Below are 14,444 nucleotides of genomic sequence, written 5' to 3'. Positions count from 1 at the left end.
GAAGATGGGAGGTGCTTCCAGGCTCGGCAGCCCGTCACGCCCGCACGGCTGCCACGCGGAGGGGCGAGCGACGGGTAGGCGCTCGGCTCCCAGGCACGAGGCTGACTTTTCTGGAGGGGAATGGCTACCCTACTGCTCAAGTAGGGTGTAGACTGCTCATATGGACGGTGAATCGAGCAGTCCTCTCTGGGCCCCTCTTGAAGAGGTCCGCCCGGCTGCCCATGCTCCGGGCATGGGCGGCAGCCAACAACGCAAGGCGAGCTACGCGGACCTGGAGGCGCTCCCAGCGCACGTCGTCGGGGAGATCGTCGCCGGGGAACTGTATGTCAGTCCCCGGCCCGCCCTTCCGCACGCAGTGGTGGCCGGGGAACTCTTTGGAGAGCTGAGGAACCCATTTGGAATGGGACGAGGCGGGCCTGGAGGTTGGCACCTGGTGATCGAACCCGAGTTGCACCTGGGCGAGGACGTGCTGGTTCCAGACATCGCGGGTTGGCGTCATGAGCGAATGCCGCGAATTCCACGCACGGCGGCATCCACGCTCGCCCCGGATTGGGTATGCGAAGTGCTCTCCCCCTCCACGCGGACCCTGGACCGGAAGGCGAAGCTCCCAGTGTATGCGCGAGAGCGCGTGCGGCACGTGTGGCTGGTGGACCCGGACGCTCGCACGTTGGAGGTGTTCCGCCTGGAGGGTGCCAACTATCTCCCAATGATCCCCCACTCGGGCCGAGTCCGAGTTCGTGCCGAGCCCTTCGAGGCACTCGAACTGGAGCTGGCCCTCCTCTGGAAGGAATAAGGCAACACAATGAGGCAACACTAAGTGACATTCCCGCCGTACCCCCTTTGACATCACGAGACCCAATGGGTTCTGCTTGTCTTCGCGCGGTGGGCGTCAAACCTCCGTGCATACGCAATCCTCCGTGCCGGAACATCGGTGCGAGGGTGGGGGGGAGACAGCGATGCGTCCACAGGAAGGACTCTTTCACTCGCCTGGAGCGTTCAGTGGTGTCGCCGTTCTTCGGCTCAGCCGAAATGCAGCCCTCCCCCAATTGCGCGAGGTAGTGTCCGCCGTCCACGCCGAGCTGAGCGCAGCCGAGGGTCTGCACCTGGTGCTCGGCCTGCAGCACACGCTGCTCCCCAACGCGCCCACGCTCTCCGCGCTGCTGCCTCGCGAGGGCCCCACCGCGCGCTTCCCTTCCACCCAGTCCCACGTGCTCGTCCAGGTGAGCGCCGAGGGCCGCGAGCTGCTGCTGTGGTCCCTGCGGCGGATCCTCTCCCTCTCCAAGGCCGTGCTGTACCTCGAGGAGGAGGTGCTCGGCGGCCGCATCGGCGAGGGACGCGACGCCTTCGGCTTCCGCGATGGCCTGGTCCTCCCCACCCGGGAGCAGGTGCTGCGCAACGCCGTTGTCCCCTCGGGTCCGCTGGCCGGCGCTTCGTGGCTGCTCTACCTGCGCTTTCAGAAGGACTTGGAGCGCTTCGGCCACCTCAAGCCCCGGGCCCAGGAGTACGTGGTGGGCCGCACCCGCGACGGCGAGCTCGTCGCCGATGCGCCCGCCGAGGCCCATATCCACCGGGCGCGCGCCTCAGGGGCCGGGGAGAATCAGCTCCTCATCCGCCGCGGCTTCCCCTTCCGCCACAGCGGCGAGGAGGGCCTGGCCTTCGTCTCTGCTTCGGCAGATCCGGACTACTATCAGCGCTCACTCGATGCGCTGCTGGGCGCGGGCGGCCAGACGCCGGACGCCATGCTCCGCTACGCCAGGGCGGTGAGCGGCGGCTTGTACCTCGCGCCTCCGCGCGACTGGTTCCACTCCCCTTCCTCCCCACGGGAGGCCACCTCATGAAGGTGCTCGTCCTGGAGCCCGATGCCCGGGTCTCCCGGGGGCTGGAGCGCACCCTGCGGGTGCTCGGCCACGAGGTGCTCTGCCCCTCCTCCGCCGCCCAGGCCCGCACCACCCTCGAGGCGGAACCCGCCGTGGACATCATCCTCGCTGCTCAGCACCTGGAGCCGGGCGAGACAGGTGCCGGCTTCCTGCGCTGGGCCGAGGCCCATGTGCCCCGCGCGCGTCGCGTCCTCATCTCCGGCACGCACTGCCCTCCCGACTTCATCGAGCAACCCGGCCTGCAGTGGTTCCAGGCCAAGCCCTTTGGCCGCCGCGAGCTGGAGGCCCTGCTCTCCGCGCCAGGCCCCCGAGCCGCGCGCCCATGAAGAGTCCCCCCACCACCCCCCCGAATCCAGCAGACAACAGTCCGGTCCCCAAGGCCGGCGGAGGCAATGCAACAATGAGCTACAACGACATTCGTGGTCCGCGCGTGGTGGGGTTGAACGTGGCGTCCTCGCTCAGTGAGTACCTGATGCGCATCCAGGAGCTGGGCGCGGTGGAGGGCCCCAACGGCGCGCTGGAGATCAGCCCCGAGGTGAAGCCCATCCTCGAGGCCATCCACCAGGTGCTGGCCGGCGGCACGGTGGAGGTGAAAGTGGTCCACCGGGGCAACCCGGATATCTTCAATGAGCTGAATCGCCGCGTGGAGCAGGTGGGACGGGAGGCCAACTCCATCAACAAGGCGGCGGGCTTTTATCTGACCGCGACTTTATGAGCTTCCCCGCCCGCTGGCGCCGACTCGTCCAAGACTCCTTCAAGCGCTGGGTGCGCTCGCAGGACACCCAGGAGGTGCTGGCTGCATCGTCGCTGCAGGCCTGGCTGAGCTCGGCCCTGGTCATCCCGGCGGTGTTGGCGCTCGCGGTGTGGGCGCCAGGGGCGAAGAGCTTCTTCGCGCTGTCCTTCGGCAAGGCGATGGCGTGCCTGGCACCGAGCCTGGTGCTGGGCGTCGTCTTCGCCCTGCTGCACCGGGGCCGCCAGCGCCTGGAGTGGTGGGGCTGGCTGTACCTGGTGGTGGGGACGGCCGCCCTCCAGTTCTACCTGGCCGCGCTGATGGCCCTCGCGAAGATGCCGGGGGCCATGGTGTTCGGGGCGGTGCTGCTCTTCACCACCGGCTATCACGGCCGCATGCACCGCGTGGCGCCCTCGCAGCCCTTCCTCGCGCTGGGCTCGGCGGTGGCCCTGGGGCTGGCGGCGCTGCTGGCCCGCTCCGAGGAGCACGTGGCCCTCTTCGCCGTCATGGCGCCGCTGGCCGTCCTCCTCGAGCTGTACACGGGCACCTTCGCCCTCCAGCACGACCTGGCCCGCGCCGAGGCCGAGCAGCTTCGCGCCGCCGTCCAGGCGCAGATGCTGGAGCAGCAGGAGCGCGACGTGGGCCGGCTGTCCCAAGCCCTGGTACAGATTCTCGGCTACAACCACGACATCAACAACACGCTGATGAGTGTGAGCGCCGCGGCGGACATGCTCTCCGTCATGGGCGTGCAGAGAAACGCGCTGCCGCGCGCGGAGTTCGAGGAGCTGGTGCGCGAGCTCAACGAGGGGCTGACGCGCATCCGCGAGATGGTCATCGAGATTCGCCAGAAGGGCCGGCGCTCGGTGAGCCATGAGCCGGAGAACGTGCACCTGGTGCCAGTGCTGGAGTCGGTGCGCACCAGCCTGGGCTGGCGCTTCCCGGACGTCCACATCCAGGTGAAGGTGGAAGACACAGCGACGCACGCACTGCTGCGAGGAGGGGTCACCACGCTGCGGCGGGTGGTGGAGAACCTGGTGCTCAACGCGTGCGAGGGCAATGGCGAGCAGGGGGCGGCGAACGTGGACATCCTCGCGCGCCCCGAGCCCTACAGCGGACGGCTGGAGCTGCTCATCGCCGATGACGGCCCAGGCTTCCCCGCGGACAAGCTCCAGGCCCCCATCGAGGGGCTGTCCACCACCAAGCCGAACGGCACGGGACTGGGCCTCTACACCTCCGAGTGCCTCATCCGCGCCAGCGGGGGCACGCTGGAGCGCAACAACCGGCCCACGGGAGGAGCGCAGCTGCGCATCCTGCTGCCCCGGGAATTGAGATGAGCGCGGGCTCCGTCTTCCAGGAGGCCCTGCGCGCACTGCGTCGGCATGAGCTTCCGGGAGAGGCCGAGCGGGACGTGTTGGCGGCAATGGAGGCGGGCCGCCCCGGGCCCTTGGCCCTGCTGTACGCGGCGGGCGCCGAGGTGGGGCTCGGGCGCGAGGTGCTGCTGCGGCGCGCGGCGGGACTCTTCTTCTGCTCGTGCGCGGCGAATCTGGCGGACGACCTGGCCGACAGCGAGTGCTCGTACCTGGAGGCGCCCCAGCAGGTGGGGCCTGGGGTGCAGTTTGCTTTGCAGTCGCTGTGCTTCGCCACGCTGGCCCAGGCGGAGTTGCCCGCTCCAGTTCTGGTCGAGGCGGCAGGGGCGATGGTGACGGCGGCGGGGCTGCAGGTGCTCGAGGTGCGCACGGGCGCGTGGACGGCTCCGCGCTTCCAGCAGGTGGCCGAAGGCATCGCCGGACAGCAATGGGCGCTCTACCTGCGGGTGCTCTGGGAGGGCACGGAGCGGGTGGAACGGGCGATGACGGTGGGACGGAGCCTGGGCGTGGCGGCTCATGTGGCCGAGGACATCCGCTCGGGGGATGCGCGCTTTCATGGCATGCCCGAGGAGGACCGGCGCAAGGTGCTGGCCTGGGCCCGGGAGGCGGTGGACACGGTGCGCCGCGAGGGCCTCGCGTGTCTGGACGCGGTGCTGCGGACGGTGGAGCCTCACTTCCCCTCGCCCCCCGGGAGAGGGGAAATTGGGGAAGAGTGAGGTCCCCAGGAAGCACTGGGAGCGAGCAGGCGCCTCTTACCGGCCATCCCCATCTTGTCCCTTCAGAGCACCGGAGGAGCACATGGAGGCAATCGAGCAACCACGGTCCGAGCCACTGGCCTCGGGCCTGAGCGTCACCCAGGGCATCTTCTATGTCGCCACGGGCGTCTGGCCCATCGTCCACCTGCGCAGCTTCGAGGCGGTGACGGGCCCCAAGCTCGAGGGCTGGTTGGTGAAGACGGTGGGCGCGCTCATCGCCGTCGTCGGTGGCACCCTGCTGGCCGCCGGCCTGCGCCGCCGCGTCACTCCCGAGCTCATGCAGCTGGCCGCGGGCAGCGCCGCCTCACTCACCGCGGTGGACATCAGGTACTCGCCCCAGCGCATCTCGCCCGTGTACCTGTTGGATGCCCTCGTCGAGGGCGCCCTCGTCACCGGCTGGTGCGTGATCGCCGCGCGGAGTTGGAAGCGCCGAAGCATCCGGCCACCTCCTCCCCAGTACACGTCCCCGGAGGACGCAGCCGGCTTCCCCACGTAGGCCCTGAGTTCATCTCTGGGCTCACGGTGCGGTGAACCAGGTCAGTGCCTCACGCGCGATGGCGGGGGGCACCGTATGCGGCCCGTCAAACTCGCGGTACTGCACGGTGTAGCCCGCCTCCCGCATCAACGGGGCGATGCGCCGGCCGCACTTTTCGATAGGTAGCACCGGGTCCTCCCTCCCATGAGAGAGGAAGACGCCCGGTCTACCGTGCTGCGCCGCCGGCTCCACGAAGCCTGGGGAGAACGCCACCACGTGGGTGAACAGGTCTCCATTCGTGAGGCCCAGCGACAAGGCGAACGAGGCCCCATCCGAGAAGCCCGCCAGGGCGAGCCGCTTCGGCTCCACCGCATAGCGCTCGAAGACGTGGGCCAGCGCTCGGTCAATGAAGGGCACGTCCGGCCCGTACCCGCCGTCGAGCAGGACGATGTCCCACGTCCGCCCCCGGGACTCTGGCGCGAGCAGCAGGAGCCCCGCCTCGTCCGCGAGCGTCAACCACGGCTCCAAGCCGTCGCGAGCGCCACTCCTCGAACCATGCAGCACCACCACCAGGGGCGCGGGCCGGTCCGCCCGGTAGCTCGTGGGCACATAGAGCAGCCCATCGCGCGGGCCTCCCAGACCCAACGGCCGCAAGCCCCGCTCCGGCGCCTCCACGGTGGGGCGACCCGGACGCGAGCGCAATCGGCCCTCGTTCTCGTCCCGCGGGGCGGCCACCGGAGCCTCGCCCTCGGACTTCGTGTCCTTCGCCTGCTTGCAGCCACCCGCCAGCAGCAGCGCCGCCACGAGCCCCCTCTTCATCCAGGCAGACACGGCTCTCCGAAGAATGGGAACGGGGCGTCGCTTCATGGCTTCACGGACGGCCGGGCCGGGGCCCGTCGAGCGTCCGGGAGCGTACCGCGCCGCCCGAGCACGCCACCAGCGGACTCCTCGCCCCCAGGGTGCCGTCCTCCCGCCGACAGGCGGACCCCTCGCGGACACAGGTGGGTTGTCGCCGCCCCTCGCGATGCGGAGCTTGCCCGCCTGGCGGGAGCGGGTTTCCGGAGGAAGCGAACATGGCGTCTCGGAAGCATGCGGGCGTGAAGGACTCGAAGCACAAGCGCGAGAAGGCACAGACGCGCAGGCGGCCCACGGGTAAGCAGGAGCACCGCTTCCCGTCCGTGCAGGCGCCCGAGCCCATCCACGCCACCCCGCCCTCGGGCGATTGAGGCTTCTCAACCCAGTAGAATTAGCGAAGTTGCTCCCCCGAAGGGATGAGCAAATTTCGTGGATTCCACACTTCCTCTGAAGCGCGGCGTGGTGCATCTTCCCACGCCCCCCTGCCGCCTCGCGCGGCACCATCCAGGAGCCCTGCATGTCTCGCGCGCTCACCCTGGTGAGTCTGCTGCTCTTTTTCCTACCTGTGGAGGCACAGGGAGGTTCCACGCCCACCCCAGAGGCCGAGGTGCTCGCCCGGCGTCTGGGCGAGACGACCCTGGGCATGGAAGAGCTGCTCGCCGGCAAGGTGGAGGAGGTGACCATCACCCTGCGCGTGGAGGAGCTCGACGGGGACGGCAACGTGAAGCACACCCAGGAGCGGGTGGACAAGGTCACGGTGAAGGACGGCCAGCAGCGCCGGGAGGTCCTCCAGGCGAGCAAGGACGGCCAGGACGCCACCGAAGCACTGCGCAAGGACCTGGAGGAGCGCCAGCGCAAGGGCGAGGTCCGCACCCAGTTCAACTCCGTCAACCTGCCCTTCGCCTCCTCGCACCTGGCCCAGCACCGCTTCTCGCTGGCGGGGCCAGACCCGCGCGAGCCCCACAAGCTGCGCCTGCGCTTCGAGCCCCGGGAAGACACCAAGGCCCCCTCCGTGCACAAGGGCGAGGCGATTGTGGACCCCAGCTCCGGCCAGCTCCTGCGCCTGAGCTACAGCCCCACCGAGCTGCCCGACATGGCGGACCGGGTGGATGTGCGCATGGACTTCCGCTCCCACCCCGGCGTGGGCCAGGTGCTCGACACGCTGCGCGTGGACGCCGAGGGCGGCTTCCTCTTCTACAAGAAGCACCTGCGCATCACCGCGCGCTACTCCAACCTCGTGCCCGCGGCCACCACCGCCAAGGCCCCGTCCTCGCCCTGAGCTCGCGCCTCCCCCGTGTCCACCACGGGCAGGAAGACGCGGAAGGTGCTGCCCTCGCCCACCAGGCTGTCCACCGTCATCACCCCGCCCAGCCCGCGGATGATGTCGTGGCACAGCGACAGGCCCAGGCCCGTCCCTTCTCCCACCGGCTTCGTGGTGAAGAAGGGCTCGAAGATGCGCTCGAGGTGCTCGGCGGGAATCCCACAGCCGGTGTCGCGCACCTCCACCACCGCCACCGAGTCCCCCAGCAAGCGCGTCACCAGGCGGATCTCCCCACCCGACGGCGGCAGGGCCTGCGCCGCGTTGACGAGCAGGTTGGTGAAGACCTGGGCGAGCTGCACGGAGTTGCCGAGCACCCGCGGCACCTCGCCGTAGTCGCGCACGAGCCGGTTCCCGCCCCCCAACCGTCCCGAGACCAGGCGGATGGAGCTCTCCAGCGCCTCGTGTAGCGCCAGGGGTTGCGGAGTCGCCGTCTCTCCGCGCGAGAGCGATTGGAGACCCTGGACGATGAGCCGCATGCGCTCGGTGCCCTCGCGGGTGTCGGAGAGCGCCTCCAACAGCTCGCGCAGGTCCTCCTCGGGCAGCGGCAGCCGGCGCAGCTCGGTCTCGATGAAGCCGAGGTTGCTGGAGACGAACGCGAGTGGGTTGTTGATCTCATGCGCCACGCCCGCGGCGAGTCTGCCGATGGAGGCCAGCCGCTCGTTGAGCCGCTGGCGCACCTCGGTCTCGCGCTGCTCGGTGATGTCCCGGACGGTGACGGCCAGACAGTCGCCCACCGCGCGCAGCTGGCGGCGGAACCAGCGACGGCCCAGCCCGCGCAGCACCTGCGCCACCTCCTCGTCATGGCTCTGACCGGTCCGCCAGACCTGCTCGCGCAGGTGCGGTGGGGCGATGAAGGCGGCATGGGGGAAATCGGAGAGCAGGCGCCCTTCCGCCCCGCGCGCCTCGTGGCCCAGCAGCGACTCGGCGAGGGCATTGAGGTGCAACAGGCGCACGCCCTCGCCATCCGCCTGGAAGATGAAGAACGCATCGGGGCCGCTGCTGGCCGCCGCCCGGAAGAGCGCCTCGCTCTGGCGGCGGGCCGCCTCGCTCCGACGATGGGGCAGGAGATCCCTCGCAAGGCCGAACATCCCCACCACCGTCCCATCCGGCCGGCGGAGCTGCCCCTTGGTGGAACACCACTCACGCTGGACTCCCGCCATCCGCTCGCTCACCACGATGGATAAGGGGTGCCTGGAGAGCAATGCCCGGCAATCCAACTCCTGAGTGCGCCGAGCCTGCTCCGCGGGCAGCAGCTCGCTGTCAGTCCGGCCGAGGATCTCCTCCACGGACAAGCCGAGGTAGCGCGCTCCGGCGGCGTTGATGAAGGTGTAGCGCCCCTGGAGGTCCTTGGTGAAGACCGCGTCCGGCAGCGCCTCGGCGAGCGCGAGGAAAAGCTCCCGGTAGGGAAGCTCCGGCGGGGAGGGGCTCGGCGCCCACACGGCCTCTCCCACCCCTGACGACGCCATTTCGGGAACAAGCGCCTCGTTCATGAGGCAACGGAAGTAGGCACGGGGACCCCCGCCGAGAAGTCCACCCCCTGAACAATCTGCGCCCTCGCTGTCCGCCACCCGACGATTCCCCTGCCCCCGAGGGCAGCGGTACGCGTCTGGGACCTCACCCAGTTCGGCTTCGCTACAACCCCGCTGGTGCCCGGGCCGTGAGTTCCTCGACCGCATCCCGGCAGCGTGCGCAACGCTCCCGGAATTCGCTGCTGAGTTCGACAACATCCGCGAGCCGACTCCAGTACGCGATCGCACAGCGAGCGGCGTCGAGCCAGACATCGAGATTCTCCGCCGTGGGAGGCTGCGGCTTGAAGGGGCGCTCGATGACACTCGCACCATCAGGCGCAAACACCATGGGCAGCATGTCGTAGATCGGCGCAAGCCGAAGTTGCCCGGCGTCCTTCACGAAGAAGTCAGGGTCCTCCACGAAGAAGGAGAGGTTTCCGAAGTGCCGATCGGTATTTCCGATGAGCTGCCCGAAGGTATCCAGCCAACGCATCCGCCGGGAATCCTCCGCGTCGATGAATCGCGCGTCGAGCAAGCGCCGGGCAGCCTTCGTCCAGGTGTCCGGCTCACCGAAGTACTCGTTGTCGATGGCTCTGAGCGATACCAGCGCCTTTCTTCCTCTTGTACCGATTCGATCGAAGCGCTCGACCTCCAGGAAGCGATACCCCTCGATGAGCATCGAGCGTGCGGAGGCGGCCTGGAACCCTGCCTGTCGAATGGCCTCGAGCGCGAAGCTCTCGCAGACGAGGAGGTCCCCCCACCGGCGAGAGGCTGCACTCTCATCGCGATCCGCGAACTTCACCAGCACGTGGCCGGCTTCCGAGTACGTCACGAACTTGGGTTGTTCACCGCCGGCCGATGAGCCGGGCTGCCCTGACATCGAGGCACGAACGAGCTGGGGATAATCATCGCAACGAACCGGACGCGGTATCTCCGCGAGAAACCGGTTCAACGACTCGTCACCCAGGATGAGATCGCCAACGCAATCCTCCCCGCGCAGGGCCAGCGCAATCAGCCGGTGGTCGTCACTCCAATAGGAGATGCTCTGCGGAAGCTCCAGCCCCGGATACCGCGCAGTGAAGCTTCGACCGATGTAGCCCTGCGGACTCATGTCCGCCGCGAAGGGTGGCAGCCCGTCGAAACGCTTGCCTGCGCCATCTGCAACCTCGAGCCAATGTGAACCACTCGCGAGCAGATGGAGTACTCCGTACCGCCGAATGCCCCCCCGCTCATCCACCTGATGGATCGGTACCCGCCGCCCGATCTCCTGGAGAGAGCGGGTGAGCGCGTACCGCGTTGCGCGAGCTCGCCCCATCCGACAGACGCGCTCCCCTGCCGCGGTGATGAGCCGCGATACCGTCTGCTGGGAAACCCCAAGCAAGGAGACAAGCTCGCTCGCTCGGACTTCGACCTGGCGACCCAGCACGACCAGGAGCTGTTCCACGGAAACCATCGAAGAGGTCCTGAGTAGATTCCGGAGTAGATTCTTGATGGCAATATGCCGGAATTACTCCAGAATCTCCATTAAAGGTCGTGCTTACTGAGTAGATAGCAACGTCCTGATTACGCGCCCTCGGGGTGCAGGGCGGCCAGGTGGCCCAGGCGCTGGACGGTCACTCCCATTCCGGGAGGCGGACCTCTTCACCGCAGTCAGTTCGCCCAGCCTCCGGGTATAGCGACCGCAGGAGTTCGGTCCCAACCGGCTCAGCGGCATCCTCACGGCGGAAACCCCAGGCCGTGATTCTCAACGGGAAGCACACCAACCGGTTGGAGGTCAGTCACCTGCGCCACGACTCAACAGACTCCCAGTAGCTCACGGTTGGATGGACTGCGGCTCACGCGGCTTGCGCGAGCGCGCCGAGACCGGCGCGTAACACTTGCCCTGGTATTCGGCATCGTCCTCATAACAAGGCGGGCGCTTTTCCAGCGTCTTCCAACAGCCGCCGTTGATTTCCACCTCTCCCTTTTTCGGCAGACACGGCGCCTTCGCCTGGTCGCTGAAAGGCTTCGCAGGCAGGGGATAGGCGATACCCACCAAGCCCTCGTCGCTCGTGCCCACCAGCGTGGGCGCGCGGCTCTCCTCCACAACCTGCACGGCCAACCCGCCGGCATCGTGCTGCTCGCCCCGCTGGCTCTCGAGGTAGGCCCGCACGTGCGCTGCAACCATCAGCAGCACCAGAGCCGCGATGCTCAGCTCGATTCCGTGGTCCAGCCCCTTCGCCAGCACCCGGCGCGCGCCCGCGGCCCACCGCTTCAGCCGTCCCTCCGGCGGGTGCGTCAGGTGACGGCGTGCCTCGTCGCTCCACTCCATCCGCTCCGTTACGCGGGTGAGCACCTCGAACAGCCCCGCCAGTGCTCCCAGCCCTCCCGTGGCCGGCGCCTGTTCCACCTCCAGCGCCACATAGGGCGGCCGAGCCTGGGCCGTGACGCGCAACGTCCAGTCTTCCTCGGGGTCCCCGCACTCGCTCGGACCCGGCACCAGCACCAGCGCTGGCGCATCCGTGTGCACGTTATGCGCCTCGAAGAGCCGTCCCTCCACCTCCGAGCCATTGCTCCCGTGCCGCCTGCCGAGCCGATACGGCCCCAGCATCCCGTCCTTCCCGCGTCTGGTGTCCGCCATGCGAGCGACTCCTCTCTCCCTTCTTCTACACCTCAGGTCTCAGCCCGTCGCCCAGTCCACTCGCTGGACTCCACGCATCGGCCGCAACACCGTGTTCGCAATGCGAAGGTCTCCCGGTTGGCCGCCATCATGACCCCACGAAACGTGACCTTTTGTAACGGATTACCATTGCCTACTTCAGAGGTCATCTCTAGACTGCATGCATGGGTCATGGCTGGATCGACAGTCCCTGGATGCCGCTTGAAGAAGCACCTTCGACTCCCCATGCTCCTGGCATGAGCGGGTCGAAGCGCAGGGCCACCTACGAAGACCTGGAGACGATCCCCCCCAACTGCGTGGGGGAGATCCTCGATGGCGCGCTGTATGTGAGCCCTCGCCCCGCCTCACCCCATGCCCGGGCCGCCTATCGACTCGGGGGGTGGTTGTCGGGACCCTTTGATCTGGGCAAGGGAGGACCCGGAGGCTGGGTCATTCTGGTCGAGCCCGAGTTGCACCTGGAGAATGACGCCCTGGTGCCGGACCTGGCGGGCTGGCGCCGGGAGCGCATGCCGGAAATGCCGCACACAGCGGCCTTCACGCTGAGCCCCGACTGGGTGTGCGAGGTGCTCTCGCCATCCACGGCAGTGCTGGATCGGGAGAAGAAGATGAAGGCCTATGCCCGCGAAGGAGTGAGCCACCTGTGGCTGGTGGATCCACTCCAGCGGTCACTGGAGGTCTACCGGTTGGAGGGCCGGCGCTGGAATCGGCAGGGCCACTGGAGCGGGGAGTCCACCGTGCATGCCGAGCCCTTCGCGGTGCTGCCGTTGGAGCTCGCCATGCTTTGGGAGCGGTGACACTCATACCCTCCTTCCATGGACACTACGGACGACCTCCATTCGGATGCCGAGACCAGTTGGGCCAAAGTGCTTGAGCGCCGAGCCCGGGAGGTCATCAGCGGAGAGGTAGCGCTCGTCAGCCCCGAGGACGCTCGACAACACGTGGCCGAACACCTTGAGCGACTTCGCCGGGAGGCACAGGCCACGAGCGACGTCGACCGGGATAAAGGGTGAAGCGCGTTCGCCGACTCCCGAACCAGGTCAGACAGCCGCGAGCCGCTCCCCACGGATGAGCAGGCCACCGTCCATGTCCCACCCTACCTGACTCGGCCGGCCAGTGACCTCGGACTGCTCCCAGCAATGTTGCGCGGGTGCGCCGGGCTCGTCCGGAGACATGAGCTTGATGCGCTGGTCTCCGTCCGGCACACACAGCCGGATATGGATGGGATGTGGCGGCTGGATGAGCTTGACCAGTTCCACCACTCCGCGGTCGATGAACGGAGACACCAGCACCACCCGGAGCTCGGGCACCTTCGGGCACCCCGCCGCCATCAAGGCCTTCTGGAAAGCGCGTGGATAGAGCAGGAGTTGGGCGAGCGCATCCTTGGATGCCTTCACCTTGAACTCGACCAAGGTGATGCCACCTGCCGTGTTCCGCGCCACGAGGTCCAGGATGAGCGCGCCAATCCGCACCTCGGCCGCGCTCGGCTTCAGGAGGGGAACCTCCGGGTCGAGGTCATCCCAGTGGTGCTCCTCGACATAGGCTCGGAATTCACGCTCGTTCGTTGTCCAGAGATCCATGGCGCCTCCTCCAAGCGCACGATGGCATCAACCCACCCGATATGCCACGCAACACATGGAGCCGTACAAGTTGCCATCCAGCATCCCTGGCGAAGCATGACCTCACTGAAGCCAGGAACCAAACTGGCCTCGGTGCTTCAACAATACCCCCGCGAGCGCCCCTCCCACGAAATCGAAGTAGTTCATGTCCGGAGAGCCGCAGAACCCCTTGTGGCTTTCGAGGAACCGCCCCCTCGCGATACTGGCATGGAGCAAGGGAAAGATGTTCACCTGGCTGGGATTGAAGTTACCAACGCTCTTCTTGAACTCCACCCCCATCTTCGTGGTGTTCCATTCCCCATACGCCTTGTTCGGACTCTCACCGAGCGCACGACGGGCAAACTCCCAGGCGAACGAACCAAAGCACAGGACGAGCCGGGGTTTGTGCTCGGCCAGCAATCTCTCGAACTCTGTGACGTCGCTACAGACCTCGTCCTGCCAGCCCGCCACATCCGGCCTCGGCTTGCGCTCGGGATGCTTCACCGCATTACGCACATAGAGCTCGCTGTCGTCGAGCCGAACACGGTGCGCCCGGAAGGCATGGGCCTGAATGACATCAAGAATGGGCGTCCAGATGTTGTGCCTCGTGGGGTGAAGACGATCGAGCGGAACGGTGAGGCGATCACTGAAGTTCGCTGGCTCGGAATCGCCCAGCAGCCCCAACGCACTCGATTTCTGTCCTGCATCGCGCGCCATATTGGAGATGCGTTTCTCCACCATCATGTCGTCCCCCTTTGCTTGTGAGGGCGAGGTGTTGGACCCGCCGCCCCCTCTCTCTCTACGCAACACCCCGCGAGCAGTTGCCCCGGGCCTTCTCCGCGCCCTGCCGCTTCTTGAGCGGGGTCACGAAGTCATCGCTCACCGAGTAGGCTCTCGTCTCCGCAGCGTACTCCACTTGTGCCGTCAGGGAGTTGGTGACCAGTCCGGCCAGCAGCGCCCCGGCTTACCAGGGTTGTTCTTCACACAGCGGAAGCCCGAGCCGCACGAGGCAGGCTCGTGAGGCTCGCAGGGCAGCTCACAGGTCCTCGTGAAACAAAAGCGACCTTCCGGACACGCCGGGAGTCCCTTGCCACACTCCCGCACGCACGCCATCCACACCTTGCCCGGAGCCGTGACTCCATCGAGCACCTTGCACACCTGACTCTCTGGGCAGGCTGACTGCTGACAGTTGGGGCCATATACCTCCATGCAGGCAGAGACGCCTTCCTCGAACCGGATGCACTGCTGACCCGTGGGGCAACCTCGCGCCTCGCATGTCGGTAGACACAGTGGCTCGGGGAC

16 protein-coding genes are annotated in these 14,444 nt (G+C 67.6%); 10 read left to right on the top strand and 6 right to left on the bottom strand.

All coding sequences use genetic code 11. The annotated features are described in order from the left end of the window. The first annotated feature begins 232 nt into the window (after nucleotides 1–232). The 7 genes from OV287_RS00800 (at nucleotide 233) to OV287_RS00770 (ending at nucleotide 5,225) form a co-directional block, all read left to right on the top strand. Nucleotides 233–793, top strand: a complete 561-nt coding sequence (locus tag OV287_RS00800; protein ID WP_267542268.1) for a Uma2 family endonuclease — start codon at nucleotides 233–235, stop codon at nucleotides 791–793. A gap of 265 nt (nucleotides 794–1,058) precedes the next feature. Further along, nucleotides 1,059–1,838: a Dyp-type peroxidase gene (locus OV287_RS00795; protein ID WP_267532027.1), complete on the top strand. Its 780-nt coding sequence runs from the start codon at nucleotides 1,059–1,061 to the stop codon at nucleotides 1,836–1,838. Continuing rightward, entirely contained in the window at nucleotides 1,835–2,203 is a 369-nt protein-coding gene (locus OV287_RS00790) for a response regulator (protein ID WP_267532026.1), read from the top strand. Before OV287_RS00795 ends, OV287_RS00790 begins: the two co-directional genes overlap by 4 nt. Nucleotides 2,204–2,277: 74 nt before the next feature. Then, entirely contained in the window at nucleotides 2,278–2,592 is a 315-nt protein-coding gene (locus OV287_RS00785; protein ID WP_267532025.1) for a hypothetical protein, read from the top strand. Continuing rightward, nucleotides 2,589–3,941, top strand: a complete 1,353-nt coding sequence (locus OV287_RS00780) for a sensor histidine kinase (protein WP_267532024.1) — start codon at nucleotides 2,589–2,591, stop codon at nucleotides 3,939–3,941. The genes OV287_RS00785 and OV287_RS00780 overlap by 4 nt, the downstream gene beginning before the upstream one ends. After that, a complete protein-coding gene (locus tag OV287_RS00775; protein WP_267532023.1) occupies nucleotides 3,938–4,690 on the top strand; it encodes a hypothetical protein in 753 nt (250 codons plus the stop codon). Before OV287_RS00780 ends, OV287_RS00775 begins: the two co-directional genes overlap by 4 nt. Nucleotides 4,691–4,772: 82 nt before the next feature. Beyond that, the gene (locus OV287_RS00770) at nucleotides 4,773–5,225 is read left to right on the top strand and encodes a hypothetical protein (RefSeq protein ID WP_267532022.1); all 453 of its coding nucleotides are present in this window, start codon (nucleotides 4,773–4,775) and stop codon (nucleotides 5,223–5,225) included. Between the two features lie 21 nt (nucleotides 5,226–5,246). Here OV287_RS00770 and OV287_RS00765 read toward each other — a convergent pair whose 3' ends face one another. Further along, nucleotides 5,247–6,023 carry an alpha/beta hydrolase gene (locus OV287_RS00765; RefSeq protein ID WP_267532021.1) on the bottom strand — a complete coding sequence of 259 codons (777 nt, stop codon included), beginning with the start codon at nucleotides 6,021–6,023 and terminating at the stop codon, nucleotides 5,247–5,249. A gap of 254 nt (nucleotides 6,024–6,277) precedes the next feature. Here OV287_RS00765 and OV287_RS00760 point away from each other — a divergent pair, with 254 nt between their 5' ends. Both OV287_RS00760 and OV287_RS00755 read left to right on the top strand, forming a co-directional pair. Beyond that, nucleotides 6,278–6,430: a hypothetical protein gene (locus OV287_RS00760; protein WP_267532020.1), complete on the top strand. Its 153-nt coding sequence runs from the start codon at nucleotides 6,278–6,280 to the stop codon at nucleotides 6,428–6,430. Nucleotides 6,431–6,576: 146 nt separating this feature from the next. Then, nucleotides 6,577–7,338: a hypothetical protein gene (locus tag OV287_RS00755; RefSeq protein ID WP_267532019.1), complete on the top strand. Its 762-nt coding sequence runs from the start codon at nucleotides 6,577–6,579 to the stop codon at nucleotides 7,336–7,338. Here the strand turns inward: OV287_RS00755 and OV287_RS00750 are convergent. The 3 genes from OV287_RS00750 to OV287_RS00740 form a co-directional block, all read right to left on the bottom strand. Further along, nucleotides 7,284–8,846, bottom strand: a complete 1,563-nt coding sequence (locus OV287_RS00750) for an ATP-binding protein (RefSeq protein ID WP_267532018.1) — start codon at nucleotides 8,844–8,846, stop codon at nucleotides 7,284–7,286. The genes OV287_RS00755 and OV287_RS00750 overlap by 55 nt on opposite strands. A gap of 166 nt (nucleotides 8,847–9,012) precedes the next feature. Then, nucleotides 9,013–10,341, bottom strand: a complete 1,329-nt coding sequence (gene yjjJ / locus OV287_RS00745; protein ID WP_267532017.1) for a type II toxin-antitoxin system HipA family toxin YjjJ — start codon at nucleotides 10,339–10,341, stop codon at nucleotides 9,013–9,015. A gap of 360 nt (nucleotides 10,342–10,701) precedes the next feature. Then, a complete protein-coding gene (locus tag OV287_RS00740) occupies nucleotides 10,702–11,508 on the bottom strand; it encodes a hypothetical protein (protein WP_267532016.1) in 807 nt (268 codons plus the stop codon). A gap of 275 nt (nucleotides 11,509–11,783) precedes the next feature. Between OV287_RS00740 and OV287_RS00735 the strand changes: the two genes are divergently transcribed. After that, on the top strand, nucleotides 11,784–12,341 hold the full coding sequence (locus OV287_RS00735; protein WP_267532015.1) for a Uma2 family endonuclease: 558 nt from the start codon (nucleotides 11,784–11,786) through the stop codon (nucleotides 12,339–12,341). A 243-nt stretch (nucleotides 12,342–12,584) separates the two neighbouring features. Here the strand turns inward: OV287_RS00735 and OV287_RS00730 are convergent, their stop codons facing one another. Further along, the gene (locus OV287_RS00730) at nucleotides 12,585–13,124 is read right to left on the bottom strand and encodes a PDDEXK family nuclease (RefSeq protein ID WP_267532014.1); all 540 of its coding nucleotides are present in this window, start codon (nucleotides 13,122–13,124) and stop codon (nucleotides 12,585–12,587) included. A 102-nt stretch (nucleotides 13,125–13,226) separates the two neighbouring features. After that, nucleotides 13,227–13,886: a hypothetical protein gene (locus tag OV287_RS00725; protein ID WP_267532013.1), complete on the bottom strand. Its 660-nt coding sequence runs from the start codon at nucleotides 13,884–13,886 to the stop codon at nucleotides 13,227–13,229. Between the last annotated feature and the right edge of the window lie 558 nt (nucleotides 13,887–14,444).

Source organism: Archangium lansingense (genome assembly GCF_026626635.1).
Lineage (GTDB): Bacteria > Myxococcota > Myxococcia > Myxococcales > Myxococcaceae > Archangium > Archangium lansingense.
This window is presented reverse-complemented; position numbering and strand designations above follow the sequence as displayed.

Excerpts from the sequence above, each read along its gene's own strand:
- OV287_RS00775 (WP_267532023.1), top strand. The coding sequence starts at position 3,938 with ATGAGCGCGGGCTCCGTCTTCCAGGAGGCCCTGCGCGCACTGCGTCGG.
- OV287_RS00735 (WP_267532015.1), top strand. The coding sequence starts at position 11,784 with ATGAGCGGGTCGAAGCGCAGGGCCACCTACGAAGACCTGGAGACGATC.
- OV287_RS00730 (WP_267532014.1), bottom strand. The coding sequence starts at position 13,124 with ATGGATCTCTGGACAACGAACGAGCGTGAATTCCGAGCCTATGTCGAG.
- OV287_RS00780 (WP_267532024.1), top strand. The coding sequence starts at position 2,589 with ATGAGCTTCCCCGCCCGCTGGCGCCGACTCGTCCAAGACTCCTTCAAG.
- OV287_RS00740 (WP_267532016.1), bottom strand. The coding sequence starts at position 11,508 with ATGGCGGACACCAGACGCGGGAAGGACGGGATGCTGGGGCCGTATCGG.
- OV287_RS00760 (WP_267532020.1), top strand. The coding sequence starts at position 6,278 with ATGGCGTCTCGGAAGCATGCGGGCGTGAAGGACTCGAAGCACAAGCGC.
- OV287_RS00785 (WP_267532025.1), top strand. The coding sequence starts at position 2,278 with ATGAGCTACAACGACATTCGTGGTCCGCGCGTGGTGGGGTTGAACGTG.
- OV287_RS00790 (WP_267532026.1), top strand. The coding sequence starts at position 1,835 with ATGAAGGTGCTCGTCCTGGAGCCCGATGCCCGGGTCTCCCGGGGGCTG.
- OV287_RS00765 (WP_267532021.1), bottom strand. The coding sequence starts at position 6,023 with ATGAAGAGGGGGCTCGTGGCGGCGCTGCTGCTGGCGGGTGGCTGCAAG.
- OV287_RS00750 (WP_267532018.1), bottom strand. The coding sequence starts at position 8,846 with ATGGCGTCGTCAGGGGTGGGAGAGGCCGTGTGGGCGCCGAGCCCCTCC.
- OV287_RS00755 (WP_267532019.1), top strand. The coding sequence starts at position 6,577 with ATGTCTCGCGCGCTCACCCTGGTGAGTCTGCTGCTCTTTTTCCTACCT.
- OV287_RS00725 (WP_267532013.1), bottom strand. The coding sequence starts at position 13,886 with ATGATGGTGGAGAAACGCATCTCCAATATGGCGCGCGATGCAGGACAG.
- yjjJ (WP_267532017.1), bottom strand. The coding sequence starts at position 10,341 with ATGGTTTCCGTGGAACAGCTCCTGGTCGTGCTGGGTCGCCAGGTCGAA.
- OV287_RS00770 (WP_267532022.1), top strand. The coding sequence starts at position 4,773 with ATGGAGGCAATCGAGCAACCACGGTCCGAGCCACTGGCCTCGGGCCTG.
- OV287_RS00800 (WP_267542268.1), top strand. The coding sequence starts at position 233 with ATGGGCGGCAGCCAACAACGCAAGGCGAGCTACGCGGACCTGGAGGCG.